The 20,036-nt window shown below is 72.0% G+C and carries 19 protein-coding genes; 11 read left to right on the top strand and 8 right to left on the bottom strand.

Going from position 1 to position 20,036, the window contains the following annotated elements:
- Positions 1 to 124: 124 nt before the first annotated feature.
- From ACFYP3_RS18425 to ACFYP3_RS18395, 7 genes are all read left to right on the top strand, one after another.
- On the top strand, positions 125 to 1,030 hold the full coding sequence (locus ACFYP3_RS18425; RefSeq protein WP_388833406.1) for an ornithine cyclodeaminase family protein: 906 nt from the start codon (positions 125 to 127) through the stop codon (positions 1,028 to 1,030).
- Positions 1,031 to 1,096: 66 nt separating this feature from the next.
- Complete coding sequence (locus ACFYP3_RS18420; RefSeq protein ID WP_319725896.1) at positions 1,097 to 1,807, top strand: GntR family transcriptional regulator; 711 nt, start codon at positions 1,097 to 1,099, stop codon at positions 1,805 to 1,807.
- Positions 1,808 to 1,985: 178 nt separating this feature from the next.
- The gene (locus ACFYP3_RS18415; protein ID WP_388833246.1) at positions 1,986 to 3,728 is read left to right on the top strand and encodes an ABC transporter substrate-binding protein; all 1,743 of its coding nucleotides are present in this window, start codon (positions 1,986 to 1,988) and stop codon (positions 3,726 to 3,728) included.
- 23 nt (positions 3,729 to 3,751) lie between these two features.
- Complete coding sequence (locus ACFYP3_RS18410) at positions 3,752 to 4,837, top strand: ABC transporter permease (RefSeq protein WP_388833243.1); 1,086 nt, start codon at positions 3,752 to 3,754, stop codon at positions 4,835 to 4,837.
- Complete coding sequence (locus tag ACFYP3_RS18405) at positions 4,834 to 5,820, top strand: ABC transporter permease (RefSeq protein WP_388833240.1); 987 nt, start codon at positions 4,834 to 4,836, stop codon at positions 5,818 to 5,820. The genes ACFYP3_RS18410 and ACFYP3_RS18405 overlap by 4 nt, the downstream gene beginning before the upstream one ends.
- Positions 5,820 to 6,824, top strand: coding sequence for an ABC transporter ATP-binding protein (locus ACFYP3_RS18400; protein ID WP_388833238.1), 1,005 nt, complete (start codon positions 5,820 to 5,822; stop codon positions 6,822 to 6,824). Before ACFYP3_RS18405 ends, ACFYP3_RS18400 begins: the two co-directional genes overlap by 1 nt.
- The gene (locus ACFYP3_RS18395; protein WP_388833236.1) at positions 6,821 to 7,846 is read left to right on the top strand and encodes an ABC transporter ATP-binding protein; all 1,026 of its coding nucleotides are present in this window, start codon (positions 6,821 to 6,823) and stop codon (positions 7,844 to 7,846) included. Before ACFYP3_RS18400 ends, ACFYP3_RS18395 begins: the two co-directional genes overlap by 4 nt.
- Before the next feature lie 89 nt (positions 7,847 to 7,935).
- Here the strand turns inward: ACFYP3_RS18395 and ACFYP3_RS18390 are convergent, their stop codons facing one another.
- Positions 7,936 to 10,035: a prolyl oligopeptidase family serine peptidase gene (locus tag ACFYP3_RS18390; protein ID WP_388833233.1), complete on the bottom strand. Its 2,100-nt coding sequence runs from the start codon at positions 10,033 to 10,035 to the stop codon at positions 7,936 to 7,938.
- A gap of 83 nt (positions 10,036 to 10,118) precedes the next feature.
- On the opposite strand from ACFYP3_RS18390, the gene ACFYP3_RS18385 reads away from it, so the two are divergent.
- A complete protein-coding gene (locus ACFYP3_RS18385; RefSeq protein WP_388833231.1) occupies positions 10,119 to 11,672 on the top strand; it encodes an MFS transporter in 1,554 nt (517 codons plus the stop codon).
- Positions 11,673 to 11,743: 71 nt separating this feature from the next.
- On the opposite strand, the gene ACFYP3_RS18380 is transcribed toward ACFYP3_RS18385, so the two are convergent.
- Positions 11,744 to 12,478: an SDR family oxidoreductase gene (locus tag ACFYP3_RS18380; RefSeq protein WP_388833228.1), complete on the bottom strand. Its 735-nt coding sequence runs from the start codon at positions 12,476 to 12,478 to the stop codon at positions 11,744 to 11,746.
- A 71-nt stretch (positions 12,479 to 12,549) separates the two neighbouring features.
- Here ACFYP3_RS18380 and ACFYP3_RS18375 point away from each other — a divergent pair, with 71 nt between their 5' ends.
- Positions 12,550 to 13,494 (top strand): LysR family transcriptional regulator, encoded by a 945-nt coding sequence (locus ACFYP3_RS18375; RefSeq protein ID WP_388833226.1) that lies wholly within the window; start codon positions 12,550 to 12,552, stop codon positions 13,492 to 13,494.
- Positions 13,495 to 13,545: 51 nt separating this feature from the next.
- On the opposite strand, the gene ACFYP3_RS18370 is transcribed toward ACFYP3_RS18375, so the two are convergent.
- Both ACFYP3_RS18370 and ACFYP3_RS18365 read right to left on the bottom strand, forming a co-directional pair.
- Positions 13,546 to 14,064, bottom strand: a complete 519-nt coding sequence (locus ACFYP3_RS18370; RefSeq protein ID WP_388833223.1) for an FBP domain-containing protein — start codon at positions 14,062 to 14,064, stop codon at positions 13,546 to 13,548.
- A 101-nt stretch (positions 14,065 to 14,165) separates the two neighbouring features.
- Positions 14,166 to 15,587: a cytochrome P450 gene (locus ACFYP3_RS18365; RefSeq protein WP_388833220.1), complete on the bottom strand. Its 1,422-nt coding sequence runs from the start codon at positions 15,585 to 15,587 to the stop codon at positions 14,166 to 14,168.
- Positions 15,588 to 15,811: 224 nt separating this feature from the next.
- Between ACFYP3_RS18365 and ACFYP3_RS18360 the strand changes: the two genes are divergently transcribed.
- Positions 15,812 to 16,117 (top strand): putative quinol monooxygenase, encoded by a 306-nt coding sequence (locus tag ACFYP3_RS18360; protein WP_388833217.1) that lies wholly within the window; start codon positions 15,812 to 15,814, stop codon positions 16,115 to 16,117.
- A gap of 108 nt (positions 16,118 to 16,225) precedes the next feature.
- Here ACFYP3_RS18360 and ACFYP3_RS18355 read toward each other — a convergent pair whose 3' ends face one another.
- On the bottom strand, positions 16,226 to 17,215 hold the full coding sequence (locus ACFYP3_RS18355; protein WP_388833214.1) for an excalibur calcium-binding domain-containing protein: 990 nt from the start codon (positions 17,213 to 17,215) through the stop codon (positions 16,226 to 16,228).
- 162 nt (positions 17,216 to 17,377) lie between these two features.
- Between ACFYP3_RS18355 and ACFYP3_RS18350 the strand changes: the two genes are divergently transcribed.
- On the top strand, positions 17,378 to 18,349 hold the full coding sequence (locus tag ACFYP3_RS18350; RefSeq protein WP_388833211.1) for a MerR family transcriptional regulator: 972 nt from the start codon (positions 17,378 to 17,380) through the stop codon (positions 18,347 to 18,349).
- 2 nt (positions 18,350 to 18,351) lie between these two features.
- Here ACFYP3_RS18350 and ACFYP3_RS18345 read toward each other — a convergent pair whose 3' ends face one another.
- The 3 genes from ACFYP3_RS18345 to ACFYP3_RS18335 form a co-directional block, all read right to left on the bottom strand.
- Positions 18,352 to 18,909: a hypothetical protein gene (locus tag ACFYP3_RS18345; RefSeq protein WP_388833208.1), complete on the bottom strand. Its 558-nt coding sequence runs from the start codon at positions 18,907 to 18,909 to the stop codon at positions 18,352 to 18,354.
- A gap of 160 nt (positions 18,910 to 19,069) precedes the next feature.
- On the bottom strand, positions 19,070 to 19,279 hold the full coding sequence (locus ACFYP3_RS18340) for a DUF6879 family protein (protein ID WP_388833206.1): 210 nt from the start codon (positions 19,277 to 19,279) through the stop codon (positions 19,070 to 19,072).
- A 156-nt stretch (positions 19,280 to 19,435) separates the two neighbouring features.
- Entirely contained in the window at positions 19,436 to 19,684 is a 249-nt protein-coding gene (locus tag ACFYP3_RS18335) for a hypothetical protein (RefSeq protein WP_388833203.1), read from the bottom strand.
- Between the last annotated feature and the right edge of the window lie 352 nt (positions 19,685 to 20,036).

Genomic DNA, 20,036 nt, shown 5'->3' with positions numbered 1-20,036 from the left:
TGTGGGGAGGTCCGATGTGGGGAGGTCTGCAGGACCGGCCCCGGCCGCGCCGGCCGCCGCGGCGCCGGCCAGGGCCGTGGCGGGTCCGGTTGCGGACGGGCTCCCGCAGTTGGGCGCCGGCGCCATGGCCGGGCTCCTGACCCCGGCGGCGGCCGCGGATGCCCTGGCGGAGGTCCTCCGGGCCGGGCTGGATCCCGAGAACTGTCCGCAGCGTACGGCGCTCGCCGTACCCGGCGGCGAACTGCTGCTGATGCCGGCCGCGTCCGGCGCGTACGCCGGGGTGAAGATCGCCGGGGTGGCGCCCGGCAACCCGGCCCGCGGGCTGCCCCGGATCACCGGCTCCTACCTGCTGCTGGACGGGCCCACCCTGCGTCCGCTGGCCCTGCTCGACGGAGCCGCCCTGACCACCCTGCGCACGCCTGCCGTCTCCGCCCTCGCGCTGCGCCACCTGGCTCCGGCCGGCCGGCCGCTGCGGCTGGTGCTCTTCGGCTCCGGGCCCCAGGCGTACGGGCACCTCGAAGCGGCGCTCTCGGTCCGGGAGTTGGCCGAGGCGGTGGTGGTCGCCCGGGACCCGGCGGGCGGGGAGCGGCTCGCGGAGCACGCGCGCGGCCTGGGGGTGCCCGCCCGGACCGGCACCCCGAAGGCGGTGGCCGACGCGGATCTGGTGATCTGCTGCACCACCGCCCGGGAACCGCTCTTCGACGGGCGCCTCGTCGGCCCGGGCGCCACCGTCGTCGCCGTGGGCTCGCACGAGCCGACCGCCCGGGAGACGGACACGGCCCTCGTGCGACGCGCGGCCGTGTACGTGGAATCCCGCGCGGCGGCCCTGCGGGAGGCCGGTGACCTGCTGGTCCCGGAGGCGGAGGGGGCGATCGGGCCCGGCCACATCACGGGCACCCTCGCCGACCTGGTCGCGGGGCGGATGCCGGCGGGCGGAGCGCAGAGTTGTCCACAGCTCTTCAAGAGCGTGGGCATGGCCTGGGAAGATCTCGCCGTGGCGGTCGCGTTGTGGGAGGCCGCCGGAGTGTGAGCAGCGCAACGTGACATTGTACGCTGTTCCTCTGCGCGTCGGTGGTGGGGTCTCGGAGGAAATGCAATGGGTGACCTGAAGCAGCACAGTCTCATCAAGGCCCAGGAACGGCTCCGCGACCAGGTCGGCCACGCGCTCCGAGCCGCCCTGATAGCGGGTGAGCTGCGCCCCGGCAGCGTCTACTCGGCCCCCGGCCTCGCGGCCGAACTCGGTGTCTCGGCCACCCCGGTGCGCGAGGCCATGCTCGACCTGGCCCGGGAGGGACTGGTCGAACCGGTCCGCAACAAGGGCTTCCGGATCACCGAGGTCAGCGAGCGCGACCTGGACCAGTTCACCGAACTGCGCACGATGATCGAGGTGCCGACCATCGGTCGGATCACGAAGATCGCCACGACGGAGCAGCTGGAGGCGCTGCGGCCGATCGCGGAGGAGATCGTCACCAGCGCGCGCGAGCACAACCTCATCGGCTACCTGGAGGCGGACCGCCGCTTCCACCTCACGCTGCTCGGCCTCGCGGGCAACGACCGGCTCGTCGAGACCGTCGGCGACCTGCGCAAGCGCTCCCGGCTGTACGGGCTGACCGGCCTGGACGAGGCCGGCAAGCTCGTCTCCTCGGCGGAGGAGCACATCGAGCTGCTCGACCTGATGATCAGCGGCGACGCCGCGGCGGCCGAGGCCTGCATGGTCCGCCACCTCGGCCACGTCCGCTCGCTCTGGGCCCAGGGCCGCGACGAGCCGGTCGGCCGCACCCCGGGCGGCCTCGGCTCCGGCCTCTAGGGCGTCCCACCGGGCCCGGTCCCCTCCCCGGGGTATGCCCGATCACCCCCAACACCGCACCGGGCGGCGGGATTTGGACACGGCTGGATAACGGGCCGCTCAACCTCTTGTCAGTACAATTTCACATTACTATGTTACCGGTCACATCCTAGAGCGCGGCCCTTCACTGGAGTGACCCATGACCAAGCGCACCCAACTCGCCCTCGCCACCGCCCTGGTGGCAGCACTCGCACTCGGCGCCTCGGGCTGCTCCGACACCAGGAAGGGCTCCGCCGGCGACGGCGCGTCCAACCCCGCCGCAGCCAACGACGGCAAGATCCTCGGCGGCACCCCGGTCAAGGGCGGCACCCTCACCGTCCTGTCCAACCAGGACTTCGCCCACCTCGACCCCGCCCGCAACTGGGTCATGCCGACCATGGACTTCGGCACCCGCCTCCTCTACCGCACGCTCGTCACCTTCAAGGCCGAGCCCGGCAAGGCGGGCAGCGAGCTGGTCCCCGACCTCGCCACCGACCTCGGCACCCCCTCCAACGGCGGCCGCACCTGGACCTTCACCCTCAAGGAGGGCGTGAAGTACGAGGACGGCACCCCCGTCAAGGCCCAGGACGTCAAGTACAACGTCGAGCGCTCCTTCGCCCCCGACCTCACCGGCGGCCCCGACTACGCGGCCCAGTACCTGGCCGGGACCGAGAGCTACAAGGGCCCCCTCCAGGGGCAGCACCTGGACTCGGTGAAGACCCCCGACGACCGTACGATCGTCTTCGAACTCAAGCGCCCGGTCGCCGAGTTCTCGGCCACGGCCACCCTGCCGACCTTCTCGCCCGTGCCCCAGTCCCAGGAGAAGGGCACCCAGTACGACGCCCGCCCGTTCTCCTCCGGCCCGTACAAGATCGAGTCGTACGACCGCGACAAGAAGCTGGTCCTGGTCCGCAACGAGCACTGGGACGCGAAGACCGACACCGTGCGCAAGGCCTACCCCGACAAGTTCGTCGTCGTCATGGGCCTCAAGGGCGGCCAGGTCGACGACCGCATCATCGCCGGCGACGGCGCCGACGCCTCCACCGTCCAGTACGCCGACATGCGCCCCGAGAGCGCCCCCAAGGTGCTGCCCAAGCCGGACGTCAAGGCACGCCTGATCGCGGAATCCAAGGGCTGTACCGAGATGCTCTACCTCAACACCTCCCGCGCCCCCTTCGACGACCCCAAGGTCCGCGAGGCCATGCAGTACGCCGTCGACAAGGAGGCCGTGGTCACCGCCGGCGGCGGCCCGGCCCTCAACGAGATCGCCACCGCCTACCTGCCCCCGGCCCTGACCGGCGGCAAGCAGGCCGACACGCTGAAGATCGCCCCGGCCGGCGACCCGGCCAAGGCCAAGGAACTGCTGAAGGCCGCCGGCAAGGAGAAGCTCAAGGTCTCCCTGTCCGTCTCCACCGGCGACAAGGGCGCCGCCGAGGCCATCCAGCAGGGCCTGTCCCGCGCGGGCGTCGAGGTCGTCATCGACACCGTCGACCCGGGCGCGTACTACGACGTCATCGGCGACCTCTCCACCACCCCCGACATGACCTTCACCGGCTGGTGCCCCGACTACCCGTCCGGCTCCACCTGGATCCCCTTCGTCTTCGACGGACGCACCATCAAGGCCAAGGGCAACCAGGGCAACTACAGCCAGTTCCGCGACGAGGCGACCATCAAGCGGATCGACGAGATCAACAACATGGCCGACGCGAAGCAGGCCAACCAGGCCTGGATCGACCTGGACGCGGAACTCATGAAGAAGTCCCCGTCCATCCCGGTGCTGCTGGAGCGCAAGCCGCTGCTCGTCGGCCCCAACATCGCCGGCGCGTTCGGCCACCCCGTGTGGACCGGCGAGATCGACTACGCGACGGTCGGCCTCAAGGACCCCTCGAAGAGCCAGGGCTGAGGGCCCGAGGGATCCCCGCAGCCATGACCACCACCGCACCGGTCCCGGACGACCGGGCACCCCTGGGTCCCGACGACCCCCCGACGCCGGGTGCCGCCCGCGCCGCCGGCAGCGCACCGGCCCCCGGCACGACCCCGGCCCCCGAGGCCCCCCGTACCCCCGTTGCCCCCCGTCCCCCCGATACCGCCGCGGCCCTGCCCGCGGCAGCCACCGGCAGCAGCCCCTGGCAGCTCGCCCGGCGCGAGCTCCGCCGCCGCCCCGCCGTCCGCGTCAGCCTCTGCGTCGTCGTCCTCTTCGTCCTGATGGCCGCGACCGCCCCCTGGCTGGGAGCCCTCGGCGGCTGGTCCCCGGAGGAGTTCGACAAGTCCGCCATCGACCCCTACCTCGGCGGCCAGCCCCTCGGCTCCTTCGGCGGGATCAGCCCCGAGCACTGGCTCGGCGTGGAACCCGTCACCGGCCGCGACCTGTTCGCCCGCGTGGTCCACGGCGCGCAGGTCTCCCTGCTCATCGCCTTCGCCGCCACCGCCATCGTGGTCGTCGTCGGCACCGCCGCCGGGATCGCCGCCGGCTACTTCGGCGGCCGCACCGACGCGGTCCTGTCCCGGCTCATGGACCTCACCATGTCCTTCCCCTCGCTGATCTTCATGATCGCGATGCTGTCCGTGGCCAAGGACGTCAACCGGATCGTCCTCATGACCTCCGTCATCGGAGTCTTCGGCTGGCCCGGCGTCGCCCGCGTCGTCCGCGGCCAGACCCTCTCCCTCAAGCACCGCGAGTACGTCGACGCCGCCCGCGTGGGCGGCGCCGGCCCCTGGCGGATCCTGACCCGCGACGTCCTTCCGGGCGTCTCGGGCCCGGTCATCGCCTACACGACCCTGCTCATCCCCGGGATGATCAGCACCGAGGCCGCCCTGAGCTACCTCGGCGTCGGAGTCCGCCCGCCCACCCCGTCCTGGGGCCAGATGATCGCCGAGTCCGTCGCCTACTACGAGACCGACCCCATGTACTTCGTCATCCCCAGCGTCTTCCTCTTCCTCGCCGTCCTCGCCTTCACCCTGCTCGGCGACGCGCTGCGCGACATCCTCGACCCGAGGGGCGGCCGCACGTGATCGCCTACCTCGCCCGCCGGCTGCTCGCCCTCGCCGGGGTGCTCCTCGCCATCGCCGCCGTCACCTTCCTCATCTTCTACGTCCTGCCCGCCGACCCGGCCGCGGCCGCCTGCGGAAAGACCTGCAGCGCCGAGCGCCTGGCCGACGTACGGACGTACCTGGGCCTCGACCAGCCCCTGTGGCGGCAGTTCGCCGACTTCCTGACCGGCATCTTCACCGGCCGCACCCTCGGCACCGGCCAGTACGCCGTCGCCTGCGACTTCCCGTGCCTGGGCTACTCGTACGAGAACTCCCTGCCCGTGTGGGACCTGCTCATGGACCGGCTCCCGGTCTCCGCCTCCCTCGCCGTCGGCGCCGCCCTGCTGTGGCTCGTCCTGGGGCTGGGCGCCGGCGTCACCGCCGCCCTGCGCAAGGACACCGCCACCGACAAGGCCCTGATGGTCGGGGCGGTCGCCGCCGCCTCGCTGCCCGTCTACTTCACCTCGGTGATGCTCATCTACGGGGTCATCCGCATCGCCGGCCTCCTGCCCTACCCCACCTACCAGGCCCTCACCGACGACCCGCTCGGCTGGGCCTCGAACCTGCTCCTGCCCTGGACCGCGCTCGCCCTGCTGTACGCCGCCATGTACGCACGTCAGAGCCGGGGCTCGATGATCGAGGCGATGGCCGAGCCCTACATCCGCACCGCCCGCGCCAAGGGCATGCCCGAACGGACCGTCGTCGTCAAACACGGGCTTCGCTCCGGGATGACCCCGATCCTCACCATCTTCGGGATGGACCTCGGCGGCCTGCTCGCCGGGGCCGTCATCACCGAGTCCATCTTCGGACTCCCCGGCATCGGGCGGCTGTTCTACGGCGCGCTCGTCAACTCCGACCAGCCCGTGGTCCTCGGCGTCACCCTGCTCGCCGCCTTCTTCATCGTCGTCGCCAACCTCCTGGTCGACGTCCTGTACGCCGTCATCGACCCGAGAGTGAGGTACTGATGACCGCTCCGCTCCTCGAAGTACGCGACCTGCGCGTCACGTTCACCACCGAACGCGGGACGGTACGGGCCGTCGACTCGATCGGCTTCACCGTAGAGGCGGGACGCACCCTCGGCATCGTCGGCGAATCGGGCTCGGGCAAGTCCGTCACCTCGCTCGCCGTCATGGGCCTGCACCGGGGCACGGTCGAGGTGGGCGGCTCCGTGCGGCTGTCCGGACAGGAACTGACCACCCTGTCCGAGCGGGAACTCTCCCGCGTCCGCGGCCGCCGGATCGCCATGATCTTCCAGGACCCGCTCTCCAGCCTGCACCCCTACTACACGGTCGGCGAGCAGATCGCCGAGCACTTCCGGGTGCATTTCAAGGCCGGCCGGGCCGCCGCGCGCAAACGGGCCGTCGACATGCTCGGCGAGGTCGGCATCCCGGAACCGGCCCGACGCGCACGGGAGTACCCGCACCAGTTCTCCGGCGGCATGCGACAGCGGGCGATGATCGCCATGGCCCTGGCCTGCGAGCCCGACCTGCTGATCGCCGACGAACCGACCACCGCCCTGGACGTCACCGTGCAGGCGCAGATCCTGGAACTGATCGCCCGGCTCCAGCAGGAGCGCGGACTCGGCGTCGTGATGATCACCCACGACCTGGGCGTCGTCGCCCGCGTCGCCCACGAGGTACTGGTCATGTACGGCGGCCGGGCCGTCGAACAGGCGACGGCCGAGGCGCTGTTCGCCGACCCCGCCCACCCCTACACGCGGGGCCTGCTCGACTCGCTGCCCCGCCTCGACACCGCGGACGACGAGCCGCTGCCCTTCATCCCCGGCTCCCCGCCGTCCCTGCTCACACCGGCCCCCGGCTGTGCCTTCGCCCCGCGCTGTCCCCGGGCGGTCGCGCGCTGCACCGACGTACGGCCCGAGCCGGCGGCGTACGGGGACGGACCGGGACGGACGGTCGCCTGCCACTTCGCCGGGGCCCCGACCCGTACCGCCGAGGAGGCGGCCCGATGACCGACACCGCCGCACACGAGAGGGCCGCCCGTATGGGCTCCGCTCGCGAGGGCTCCCCGGCTCTGCTGTCCGTACGGGACCTCACCATGACCTTCCCCGGCCGACGATCCGTGACCGGGCGCCGGGGGGCGCCCGTGCGCGCCGTCGACGGGGTGTCCTTCGACCTGGCGGCCGGGGAGACCCTCGGCCTGGTGGGGGAGTCGGGCTGCGGGAAGTCCACCACCGGACGGATGCTGGTAAGGCTGCTGGAACCCACTTCGGGCCGGATCGCTTTCGAGGGCAAGGACATCAGCCGCCTCTCCCCGTCCGGCATGCGCCCGCTGCGCAAGCACATCCAGATGGTCTTCCAGGACCCGCACTCCTCGCTGAACCCGCGCCAGACCGTCGCCCGGATCATCTCCGACCCGCTGCTGGTACAGGGCTGGAGCGCGGCGGACGCCCGCCGCCGGGCCGCCGAGCTGATGGAACTCGTCGGGCTGATCCCCGAGCAGATCGACCGCTACCCGCACGAGTTCTCCGGCGGCCAGGCCCAGCGCATCGGCATCGCCCGCTCGCTGTCCACCAGCCCCCGGCTGATCGTCGCCGACGAACCGGTCTCCGCGCTGGACGTCTCCGTACAGGCCCAGATCGTCAACCTGATGGAGCGGCTGCGCGCCGAACTGGGCCTCGCCTACGTGTTCATCGCCCACGACCTGTCGGTGGTCAAGCGGGTCAGCGACCGGGTCGCCGTCATGTACCTCGGCCGGATCGTCGAGATCGGGGACAAGAAGTCCCTGTACGAGAACCCGCAGCACCCGTACACCCGGGCGCTGCTGTCCGCCGTCCCGCTGCCGGACCCGGCGGCGGAACGGCGGCGGGAGCGGATCGTGCTGCTCGGCGACCCGCCGAGCCCGGCCGCTCCACCCCCCGGCTGCACCTTCCACCCCCGCTGCCCCAAGGCACAGCCGATCTGCCGCACCGAACGCCCCCTGCTCCAGCCCGCCGCCTCCCGCGAGGTGGCCTGCCACTTCCCCGGCGACTGACGGGGACCCGGGGAAGGGGAGGGGCCCCGGAGACAAAGGCGTCTCCGGGGCCCCTCCCGCTGTCCGCGCCCGTAGGCGGCCCGTTCGCGTCAGCCCAGTTCGCGGCGGAAGAACTGCAGTTCCAGGGCCATCAGCTTCTCGCGGGTGCCGCCCGGGGTCATGTGGGTGATGCCCGGCAGGGCCAGGAGCTGGTGGGGGCGGCCCGCGTCGGTCAGGGCCTGCGAGAGGCGCAGGGTGTGGGAGGGGTGGACGTTGTCGTCGGCCAGGCCCGTGATGAGCAGCAGCGGGCGGGAGAGCGTGGGGGCGTCGGGGATGAGGGAGTCGCGCTCGTAGACGTCCGGGTGCTCCTGCGGGAGGCCGAGGTACCGCTCCGTGTACGCGGTGTCGTAGTGCCGGAAGTCGGTCGGCGCGGCGCCGGCCGCCGCCGCGTGGAAGACGTCCGGCCGGCGCAGCACCGCCATGGCCGCGAGGTAGCCGCCGTACGACCAGCCGCGCACCCCCACCCGGCCGAGGTCCAGGTCCCCGTGGCGGGCCGCGAGGGCGTGGAGGGCCGCGACCTGGTCCTCGAGGGTGACCTCGGAGAAGCCGCGGTACATCGCCTGGACGTGGGCGGGGGAGACGTTCGGGGTCCCGCGGTTGTCCACGGTCACCACCGCGAAGCCCTGGTCGGCCCACCACTGGCGGAGCTGCCAGCGGCGCGCGTCGACGGTGATGTCCTGCATGCCGGGGCCGCCGTAACTGTCCATCAGGACGGGCAGCTTCCGGCCGGGCACGTGGTCGCGGGGCAGTACGAGGGCGGTGGGGACGCCGTGCTCGGTGACCCGCTCCAGGAGGGGCGCCGGCCGGTAGGGCAGCGGCTGCGACAGGTCGACCGGGGTGAACTCCCGCCCGTCGGGGGTGCGCAGGGTGCGCCGGACCCCGTCCGCGCCGGCCGACGTCAGCAGCAGGAACCCGGCCGAGGCCTGGACGCTGTGCACGCCGGGCCCGTCGGCCACGGGGGTCAGCTCGCCGGTGTCCGGGTCCAGCAACAGCACCTGCTGCTCGGCGGGGTCGCGCAGACCGGCTTCGATCAGCAACCGGTCCTGGTGGACCCCGGCCACCCGCCGGACCTGGATCCCGTCCCCGGTGATCAGTCGGCCGTCCAGCGCGAGGGCCCGGGCGACGCCGCCCTCGGTGTCGGCGGCGGTCAGTATCCGCCCGTCGGCCAGCCGGGCCGGGGTACCGGGCAGGTCGGGGTCCACCCACCGCGGGTGCGTGGTGCGGGACAGTTCGGTGGTGCGGCCGGTGGCCGGGTCGGCGGAGAGCAGCAGTACGTTCTGCTGGAGCCGGTCCTGCACGGTCAGCAGGATCTCCCCGGCGGACTCCCAGCCCGCGTCGGACACGTAGGGGTAGGTCTCGGCGTCCCAGTCGAGCCGGATCCGGGCCGGCGCCCCGGCCGAGCCAACGCCCGAGTCCTGGCCCTCGCCTCCGCCTTCGCGCAGCACCCACAGCTGGACGTCGGCGTTGGGCCCGCCCGCCTCGGGATAGGCGAAGTCCTCGGCGGGTCGCTCGGGGTGCGCCGGGTCGGCGAAGTACCGCCGCTGGAGGGCGGATTCGTCGACCCGAGCGGCCAGCAGAGTGACTCCGTCCGGGGACCACCAGTGGCCCCGGGAGCGGCCCAGCTCCTCGGCGGCGACGAACTCGGCGAGGCCCCAGCGGGCCCCGTCGTCCGGGCTGACCCGGCCGCCCGGGGTGACGTACAGGGCGTCGTCGGTGACGTACGCGGTGCGCGAGCCGTCGGCGTTGGGCCGGGGGTCCACGACGGGTCCGGCGGCCGGGATCTCCTCGGGCTTGCCGTCCGCGGCGGCGGTGACCCCGTAGAGCCGTCCGTACAGTGCGAAGACGGCGCGCCGGCCGTCCGCGGAGAGGGCGTACGAGCCGATGCCGGCGGCGACGAGCCGGGTCCGCTCGCGCAGCCGGCGCTCGGCGTCCGGGAGGGCCCCCGGCTCGGGACACACCTCGCGCGGATCGGCGAGCCGGGTCTCGGCGCCGGTGGCGGTGTCGAGCACCCAGAGGCTGTCGAAGGCGTCGGTGGGGCCGGTGGAGCGGAGGAACCAGAGGAGCCGGCCGTCGTCGCCGAAGGAGAACGCGCGCGGGGCTCCGTAGGAGAAGCGGGCGGTGCTCGCGGAGAGCCTGAGGAAGTCATCCATGATCGTAGTGTGACATGTGCAATGTCACTACCACTAGGCTGTTCGAGTGGTGACCCCAGGAGCGCGGGCTTAGCGTCGAAAGGGTGGACCCGAACGCAACGCCGAGCAGCAACGGGACCGATGGCAAGGTCCGAGGAAGCGGCAACGGACTCGCCCTGTTCGTCATCGCCTCCTGTCAGCTGATGGTGGTGCTCGACATCACGATCGTGAACATCGCGCTGCCCCACATCCAGACCGCGCTCGGCTTCTCCACCGAAAGCCTCTCCTGGGTCGTCAACGCCTACACGCTCGCCTTCGGCGGTCTGCTGCTCCTCGGCGGCCGCACCGGCGACATCCTCGGCCGCAAACGGGTCTTCATCTTCGGTGTCCTGCTGTTCGGCCTGGCCTCCTTCCTCGGCGGACTCGCCCAGAACGAAGGCCAGTTGATGGCGGCCCGCGCCCTCCAGGGCGTCGGCGGCGCCATCGCCTCCCCGACCTCCCTCGCGCTGATCACCACCACCTTCCGCGAAGGCCCCGCCCGCAACCGGGCCTTCGGCGTGTTCGCCGGCGTCTCGGCGGCCGGCGGCGCCATCGGCCTGCTCGCGGGCGGCATCCTCGTCGAATGGCTCGACTGGCGCTGGGTGCTCTTCGTCAACGTCCCCATCGCCATCGTCATCGCGGTCCTGGCCACGAAAGTCCTGCGCGAGTCCGAACGCCACCCCGGCCACTTCGACTTCGCCGGCGCGCTGCTGTCCACCGTGGGCATGGTCGCGCTGGTCTACGGCTTCATCAGGGCCTCCCAGGAGGGCTGGCGCGACCCGGTGACCCTCGGCTCCTTCGGGGCCGCCGTGGTCCTGCTGACCCTGTTCATCCTGAACGAGCGGCGCTCGCCCCAGCCCATCACCCCGCTGCACATGTTCGCCGACCGCAACCGGGCCGGGACCTACGGCATCATGCTCATGCTCGCCTGCGCGATCTTCGGCATGTTCTTCTTCCTGACCCTCTTCGTGCAGATCGTGCTCGGCTTCAGCCCGATCCAGGCCGGCCTCGCCTTCCTCCCGGTCAGCGTGATGGTCGCGTTGGGCGCCGGCCTCACCTCGCAGCTGCTCCCCAAGTTCGGGCCCAAACCGTTCATGGTCGGCGGCGCCCTGTCCTCGGCGGCCGGGCTCGGCTGGCTGACGCAGACGGACGTCCACTCGACGTACCTGGGCAGCATCCTGGGTCCGATGCTGCTCTTCGCCCTCGGCATGGGCCTCCAGTTCGTGTCACTGACCCTGATGGCCCTGTCCAACGTCCCCGACCGCGAGTCGGGAGCCGCGTCCGGACTGCTCAACACGATGCAGCAGGTCGGCGGCTCCCTCGGCCTGTCGATCCTGGTGACGGTCTTCGGCACGGCGAGCCGCAACGAGGCGAAGGACCAGGTGGCCGGCTTCCTCAGCACGGCCACCCCCGCCCAGCGGGCGGCCTTCCAGCAGACCGGCCAGGTCCCGAAGCCGTGGAGCGACCAGATCCTCACCTCCGGCATCAGCGCGGCCTTCGTCGTGGCGGCCATGTTCACCCTGGTCGGAGCGGCGATCGCGCTGTTCGCCATCCAGGTGCGCCCCTCGGACCTCGAACGCCTCCAGGGCAACCACACCCCGGCGGCGGACCGCACTTAGGTTGTCTCTCCCGGAAACGGCCCGCCCTCGGGGATCAGCGCCTGCTCAGGGCGGTGCCGGCGCGGCACGGCTCACCACGGGATCGGCCCGTCCTCGGCCAAAAGCGCGCCCGTCGGGCCGTCCTCGCCCGCCGTCGCCAGGTCGACCGCCACGGCCGCGCCCTCCTGCGCCGTGCGCATCCCGGTGTGGCGGTTGAGATCGGTCGCGCAGTAGCCGGGACTCACCGCGTTGACCAGGATCCCTTCGGCGCGCAGCTCATTGGCGTAGAGCACGGTGATCGCGTTCAGCGCGCTCTTCGAGGTGCAGTAGGGCAGGAGGATCGAGGAGTAGGCGGTCCAGGGGCTGCCCGGGTCGGCCAGGTGGGTCAGGGAGCCGAGTTCGCTGGACATGTTGACGATGCGTGCGGCGGGGGAGCGGCGCAGCAGGGGGAGCATGGCGTGGGTCACCGCGATGACGCCGAACACGTTGGTCTCGTAGACCTGCCGGACGGTAGCGGCCGGGGTTTCACTCGGCTGCTGCGGTCCGGCGGCGATCGCGGCGTTGTTGACGAGGATGTCGAGGCGGCCGAACGTGGCGTCGATGTGCCGGGCGGCCGCCTGGACCGAGGCCTCGTCGGTGACGTCCAGGGATACGAACCGTACGTCGGCGCCGCCCGCGCGAAGCTCCTCGGTCGCCGCCTCGCCACGCTCGGCGTCGCGGGCGCCGATCAGCACGGTGATGCCGAGGGCCGCGAGCCTGCGCGCCGTCTCCTTGCCGATGCCCTTGTTCGCGCCGGTGATCAGAGCAGTCTTCTGCGAAGTCGTCATGGCACCCAGCCTCCCCTCACCCACGGGCCGCAGGGAAAGACCGGAAGGCTTTGGATCTATAGTCCACGGATATGAGTGAGTTGGAGGTGCGGGAGCTGAGGTACTTCATCGCGGTCGCGGAGGAACTGAACTTCAGCCGGGCCGCCGGGCGCCTGGGGATGGCGCAGCCCCCGCTGTCGAAGGCGATCGCTCAGATGGAGTCCCGGCTCGGGGTGCGCCTGCTGGAGCGCACCACCCGGCAGGTGAGGCTGACCCACGCCGGTCGGGTGCTGCTCGACCAGGCCCGGATCGCGGTCGACGCGGTGCACGCCGCAGGCCGGCGGGCACGCCGGGCCGGCCAGCCGACACCCCAGCTCGTCGTGGCCGTCAAACCGGGAGGCGACGCCGGGCTGCTGCGGGAGGTCCTCGCCGCCTACCGGGCAGCGGGTTCGCATCTGCCGCCGCCCGAAGTCGTCGTCGGCGGCAGCGGAGAGCCGATCGCCATGCTGCGGGACGGCCGTGCCGACGTAGCGCTGCTGCGCAGCCCGTTCGACGCTCAAGGACTGGATTCCCAGACACTCGTGGTCGAGCCGCGCCTGGCCGTCCTTCCCGCCGCGCATCGCCTGGCCGGACGCCGGCGCCTGCGGCTGAGCGACCTCAAGGGCGAACCGATCCCGCGCTGGAAGGGCGCCGCCCCCTCCGCCACCGCCTACTACACGGGCTGCGACGGAGCGGAGGCGGGCGACGGCCACCCGGGCTCCGCGCCGGCCGACACCCCGGAGGGGCCGCTCGTGGCCGGCGTCGAGCAACTCCTGGAGGTGGTCGCGCTGGGGCAGGCGGTGGCGTTCCTGTCACGCTCCACCACCGAGCGGCACCAGCGCCCGGACATCGCGTACCGGCCGGTCACCGACCTCAGCCCGAGCGCGGTCATGGTCGCCTGGCCGGAGACCTCGCGGTCCGCGGCCGTCGCCGCCTTCGTCCAAGCCGCCCACGACGCCGCCACCCACCACCCCGACCACCTGGCCGCACTGGCCTGACCGCTCGGCGCTCCGGAGGCTCCTCCGGGGGTCCCGGCGGGGCCGCCGGGGTCACACCGTGGGGACTCCGGCGCCGGTGACGCGGGCCGCGAAGGCGTCCAGGTTGCCCGACATGCGGGCGAGGCGTTCGTCCAGGGTCAGGGACTCCTCCTGGCCACCGGTCCGCAGCTTCGGCTGCCGCTTGCCGCGTACGTACAGGGAGCAGGCGAGGTCGGCGCAGATGTAGGTGCCGACCGTGTTGCCCTCGCGGCCGCGGGCGCCCGCCAGGGGCGCGGCGAGCAGGGTGACCCCCGAGGACGCGTGACCCGTCAGGCAGATCTGGCACAGGCTGGACTTCAGCGCACTGGTACGGCTCACGGCCGGTACGCGTAGGGAGATCCCCAGCGGCCCCGCCTGCCGCGGCAGCACGAGGTGGGCCCGCAGGGGCGCACCCGGATCCACCCATCCCAGGAAGTCCAGGTCTTCCCACGGCAGTTCGGCGAAGTCGAGCGGCAGGCGCAGTCGCGCGGCCTCGCCCTTGGTGCAGTTCACGAAGGACGCACGGATCTGTTTCTCACTGAGTGGTTCCACGGGCATCGACCTTATGACCCGTTCCGGCCGATCGCACCTGAATACCCCGCGCCGTATCCGGTGCGTATCCGCGCAGGGGCCGCCCTGGCGGCAAACGGTCGCTACCGTATCAGGCGACGGACCCGGCAGCGCACCGGGCCGTCCGCCCGCAGGGTGATCCCGGCCCCCACCGGGATCTCGGTGTCCACGGCCTCGAACGCGTACGCCCGCAGGATCATCGCCAGTGCGACCACCGACTCCAGCATCGAGAAGTGCTGCCCGATGCAGGCGCGCGGGCCGCCGCCGAAGGGGAACCACGCGTAGCGCGGCCGCGCCGCCTCCGCCTCCGGCGTGAACCGCTCGGGGTCGAAACGGTCGGGATCCGGCCAGTGCCGCGGATGGCGGTGCGTCACCCAGGGCGCCACGATCACGTCCGCGCCCGCGGGGACGGTGTGCTCCCCGATCCTCGTGTCGACGACGGCCTTGCGGCCGATGACGGGCGCGGCCGGGTACAGGCGCATGGCCTCCTTGAGCACCCGGGTGAGGTACGGGAGCCGGTCCAGGTCGGCGGCCTCGGGCGTACGGTCGCCCAGGACGCGGGAGATCTCGTCGCGGGCCCGGGCCTGCTCCGCGGGATGGCGTGCCAGCAGGTGCAGGGCGAAGCAGAGGGAGGTGGCGGTCGTCTCGTGCCCGGCGAGCAGGAAGATCAGCACCTGGTCGCGCAGCTCGGTGGCGTCGAACTCACCGTCGTCCGAACTCCTCGCGGCGGCGAGCAGCGACAGGAGGTCGTCGCCGCCACCGTCCTGACCGGCGGCGTTCCGGCCGGCGGCGTCCGCGCCGGGGCCGCCCCGCCGCTCAGCGATGATCTTGTCGCACACCCCGTAGAGCTCGTCCATCGCGGCGGCCGCCCGCCTGTTGCCCGGGGTGGGCCAGTGCCGAGGGATGTTGGCGGGGGAGTAGCCGCGGCGCAGCACGTAGTCCGTGATGACCGGAAAGCACCGGGCCACGACCTCCGCGGTGGCCTCGACGTCGGTGCCGAAGAGGATCCGGGCCACGGCGCGCAGAGCCAGGTGCGTCATCTCGTCGGAGACGTCGACGACGCCGTCCAGGGCCTCCTCCCACGCGGCGATGACCGATGTGGTCTCGGCGGCGACGGCTCCGGCGTAGCCGTCGACCCGGCGCCGGGTGAAGAGCGGCTGCACCAGCCGGCGCTGACGCAGGTAGTCCTCGTCCTGGCTGGTCAGCAGCCCGTTGCCGAAGGAGTCCCGGACCTCCTGGTAAAAGGCGTTGTCCTTGCGGAAGTTGGCCGAGTCGGAGGCGAGCACCTGCTGGGCGCCCTCGGGTGAGAAGACGCAGTACAGCTCGGCCCTCATCCCGGGCGGGCCGGCGGTGACCCGTACGAGGTCTCCGTGCCGGTGCTGCGCCCGCAGGTAGGTGCCGAGCGAGTCCGACTTCAGGTCCAAGAGCGACCCGAGCAGCGGGACCCCGCCGAGTTCGGGAACCTCCGCCCCCGCACCGGCCCCTGCGTCCGCACCACCCGCCATGCCCGCTCCCTCGTCCGGTACCGGAGGCCCGATTCTGCCGGTCCCCCGGCAGGTATGACCAGGACTTCCGTCCCATCCGGCCGAATTGCGACGTGGGCCCGGGGCCCCGAGCGGTCCACCAGGTGATCGGCACACGGCGGGTGACGCGAGATCACCTACGCTGGCGAACGCCGGGCGGTTACGCCCAAAGCCCGCCCATGTCGCCTTCGTTGAAGGAGTTCCCGATGTCCGTCGTCGTCACCGCCGTGGTCCACCCGAAGCCCGGGCTGCTGGAGGAAGCGCTGGCCACCTACGCCCGCCACATCGAAGCCGTCCACGCCGAGCCCGGCTGCGAGCTCTACGCGCTGCACACCGACGGGACCTCGATCGTGATCATCGAGAAGTGGGCCGACCAGGCGGCCCTCGACGCACACGCGAACGGCGAGGTGATGGCGAAGCTCGGACCCGAACTCGACGCCCTGCGCGACCAGCCCGCCGACGTCACGATCCTCCAGCCCCGCCCGGCGGGAACCGCGCGGGGCGCCCTGTAGCCGGGCGCGAGGTCGTTCGACGGCGTGACCCCGAGGCCCCGCCCATCCCGCGATGACCCCCTCGCCGGACGAGGGGGCACGCGGCATCCGCCGGGCCGTCACCCCGGGCTACTCGCAGCCGACTCCGTCGCCGTCGCGGTCCAAGTGGCGTCCGTAACCGGGGTCCCCGCGCCGGACCGGGGCGGCGCCGGCGCTCCGGGCGGCGGTGCAGTTCTTGTAGTAGACGCTGCCACCCCCGCCGCCGGAGCTCGTGGACGTTCCGGCCGAGGAGGAGGTGCCGGGGTCTTCGTCGTTGCTCGGCGGGGTGGGCTTCGGATGCAGCCTGCCGCCCTCCGCCGCGGGACACGTGGTGGCGGGCGCCACGACCGTGAGGTGGGCGCCGGTGGCCTTCGGGTCCCGGATCTCCTTGCCCTCGGCAGGGTCTTGGAAGCAGACGGTCCAGTCGTCCACGGCGGCCGGGAGGGGGACGTCGGTGTACGCGCTGCGCGCATCGACCGACTTGAGGCCGATCGGCTTGAGGGCCTCGGACGCCTTCGTGAAGGTGAGGCCGACCACCGTCGGCATCTTCGGATACGGGATCGGATCGCCGTCCTTCGCCGGGCACGGCCACTCGTTGCGCACCACGCCGAAGTCGAGCGTGGGCATCGTCCCGGCGGGAGCCGCCGCCGCGCTCTGGAAGCAGATTTTCCAGTTGTCCGTGTCCAGCTGACCGGCATCGTCCGGGCCGGCGTCGTGCGAGACCGACTCGTACCCGGCCGCGTACGCGGCGCTCTTCGCCTGCTTGAGGTTCTGGCCGACGTAGCTGGCCGGCCCGCTCGGGCTCGGAGCCGCCGTGGGCGCCGTGCTCGGGGCCGCGACAGCCTTCGGCTTCGCCTCGGTCTCGGCCTTCTTCGGCGAATCGCCCAGGAACGGGGTCAGGAACCACAGGCCCGCCAGCACCGTCGCGACGACCTTCTTCACCCGGCTCCACGGACTGAGCCACGCGAGGACTATGCCGACGGGCGGTATGAGGACCAGCAGGGTGATGATCAGTGCCGGGTGCTGCCACCAGCGCCGTACGGGCGCTTGCGGGTGCGGGTACGGCGGGGCATAGGTCACGTGGAGTCCTTCTGGCGGTACGTGGTGGGCCCGGCGAGCGTATAGAAGATTGAAACTTGTACCGAGTAGTACGGGAGATGAGGCCGAGGAAATCTCGGTCGCGGCGGCCCGGCAGGCAAACGCCTTGAGTCTCCAGTGACTGGAGACCGCAGAGTGGGGGACATGGACGCCACGACCCTCTTCTCCATCGGCGAGCTCTCCCGGCGCACGGGCCTGCCCGTGCGGACCATCCGGTTCTACTCCGATGCCGGGGTGGTGGCGCCGACCACTCGAACCCCCGCCGGCTACCGGCTCTACGACCTCGACGCACTGCTTCGCCTGGAACTCCTGCGCACCCTGCGCGAGCTGGACGTGGACCTGGCCACGATCCGACGGGTGCTGGACCGGGAGCTTTCCGTGGCGGACGTCGCCGCGGTGCACGCCGACGCCATGGACGCCCGGATCCGGGTGCTGCAACTGCGCCGGAGCGTTCTGCGAGCCGTCGCCGCAGGCGGGGCCGGCCCTGAGGAGATCACACTCATGCACAGGCTCACGCAGTTGTCCGGCGAGGAACGTCGCCGGCTGACGGACGATTTCATCGAGGGCACCTTCGGGACCCGGGGAACCCTCGGGGACCTCGGCGACCTCGGGACCAGTGGCGCGGCGGACGCCGACCCCGCCGCGGCGGCCATGGTCCGCGCGGCCCTTCCCGACCTCTGCGACGATCCGTCCCGCGAGCAGGTCGCCGCGTGGGTGGAACTCGCCGAGTTGGTCGGCGACGAGGACTTCCGGGCCCGGATGCGCCGGACGGCCGGACGGCAGGCCGCCGGGCGCCCGCTCGACATCGAGAGCGCGGCCGGCGACGAACTGATGGAGTTCACCCGCCAGAAGGTCACCGAGGAGAGGGAGTCGGGCACCGACCCGCGGAGCGAGCGGGGCGCGGCCGTCATCGACGACCTCGTGCACCGTTTCGCCGAGGTCTTCGCCCGTACCCCCGACAGGGAGTTCCGGGAGTGGATGGCCCGGCAGTTCGAGGAAGCGCACGATCCCCTGGTGGACCGGTACTGGCGGCTGGTGTGGATCGTCAACGGCTGGCAGGTCGTACCGGACCTGATCCCGGTCTACCCCTGGCTGATCCGGGCCCTGCGGACCTGAATTCAGGCCCGGGTCCCGGACCGTCGGGCCGAGCGCGTCCACTGCCCCACCGTGTGCGCGACGAGAGCCACGGCGCCGAGGACGGCGATCACGCGGATCGTGCTCCAGGTGACCTCGACGAAGTGCCCCGCAGCGTCCGCTTCCACCTTCAGGCGGGCAGAGGTCTCCACGAAGGCGATGAGCGGAACAAGGAGGCGGAAGGACAGTCCGCCGATTCCGGGGATCCGTGCCAGATTCCCGAAGAGCCCCATCGGGGCTCCGAACACGAAGGCGCACACGCCCCAGACCAGAATGCCGGAGGACACGCCGTCGCTGCTCATCGCGTCGGACGTCATTCCGATCGGTGCCGCGGGACTCAGGGACTTGAGCAGGTAGTACACGGCCACACCGATGGCCAGGGCCGAAGAGGCCAGCCAGGCCGACTCCGTCTTCGACGGTCGGGTGTACCCGATCAGGAAGGCGAAGCACGCCCACGACCATCCCGCGGAGAACACGAGGTTCACGACATGAGGAACCGGCCCGTCGAACGTGCCCGCGAGCGCACCGAGCGTGCCGATCACTCCACCCGCTCCGAGGACCGCAAGCACGGACAGGGTGCGAGTGCGCGGAAGTTCCACTTGTGTTCCCCGTCAGCGGTCGGCGGCAAGGGGGCGGTGATGCCCCCGACCCGCCGGCGGGCCCCGCCGCGCGGCTGCCCCGCGCGCCGGAGTTCGCGGCAGCCTACAGCTCTACAGCTCGATGCGGACGCAGTAGTGTCCGACTCCGCCAGCCGCTGAGGTCAAGCGTCCCCGGTGTACTGGTCGTGCGGGATCCCGCGCTCCCACACCGACTCGAACGCCGACGCGCACAGCCGATGTAGTCGCTCACCGGCTCGGAGACGATGCGGGCCCGGCGCATGACGACGCCCCGTGTAGGGGCGGCCGAGACCATGTTCAGCCAGTGAGCGCTCCGCCCGCCGGGTCGGCGGTTTCTACCTCTACCCACACTGTGGGAGAGCCCTCCTCATCGGTGTCGGGATCTATCCCGACGTGAAAAGCCCCCTCCCCACTGGCCTGGGAGGGGGCTCAACATGCCCTCAGCCGCAGCTCAGTAGCCGTGTCGGCGGTTCCAGGAGTTGACGTTCATCGCGTAGACGATGTTGCCGATGCCCACGGTGAACATGAACAGCAGGATGTGTAGGCCGACAGACTGACGGCGGTAGGGAGGGCGCCACCCGTAGCCCCCGGCTGCGGCCGACGCCGAGGCGGCGGCGGAGTTGTTGATGATGATGGGCGGCATGCCCGGCTGCGGGTACTGCGGGTTCGGCTGCTGGTACGGGTTCTGCGGGTGAGCCACGGAATGCCTTTCTGAAGCAAGTTGGTTCAGATGCATAACGGGCGGTAGAGGGCTGGGACACGACGAAGCCCCGCGGGCCGGCTCGGTGCCGGGGCGGGGGCTTCGACGTGTGGTCCGTGGTCGGCTGCGGGCGGGCGGTCGCACTCCCGTCGCTGAACCGCACTCCTGGACGAGGAGCTGTTGGTAGCAGCGAAGGAAGCAAGGGGAAGGACGCCCCGCTGCTCAGGGGGCCGAGCTTTTTGGAAGGGGACGGGTGCGACCCCGTCCCCCTGGACCCCGGACCCCTTTGCGTTGGCGCCCCCTCGGGCGCCGTAGCGTCCAACGCCTCGTCAGATCCCGGACGAGGTCATTG

Origin of the sequence: Streptomyces sp. NPDC005533 (assembly GCF_042871845.1) — a bacterium.
Classification (GTDB): Bacteria; Actinomycetota; Actinomycetes; order Streptomycetales; family Streptomycetaceae; genus Streptomyces.
This window is presented reverse-complemented; position numbering and strand designations above follow the sequence as displayed.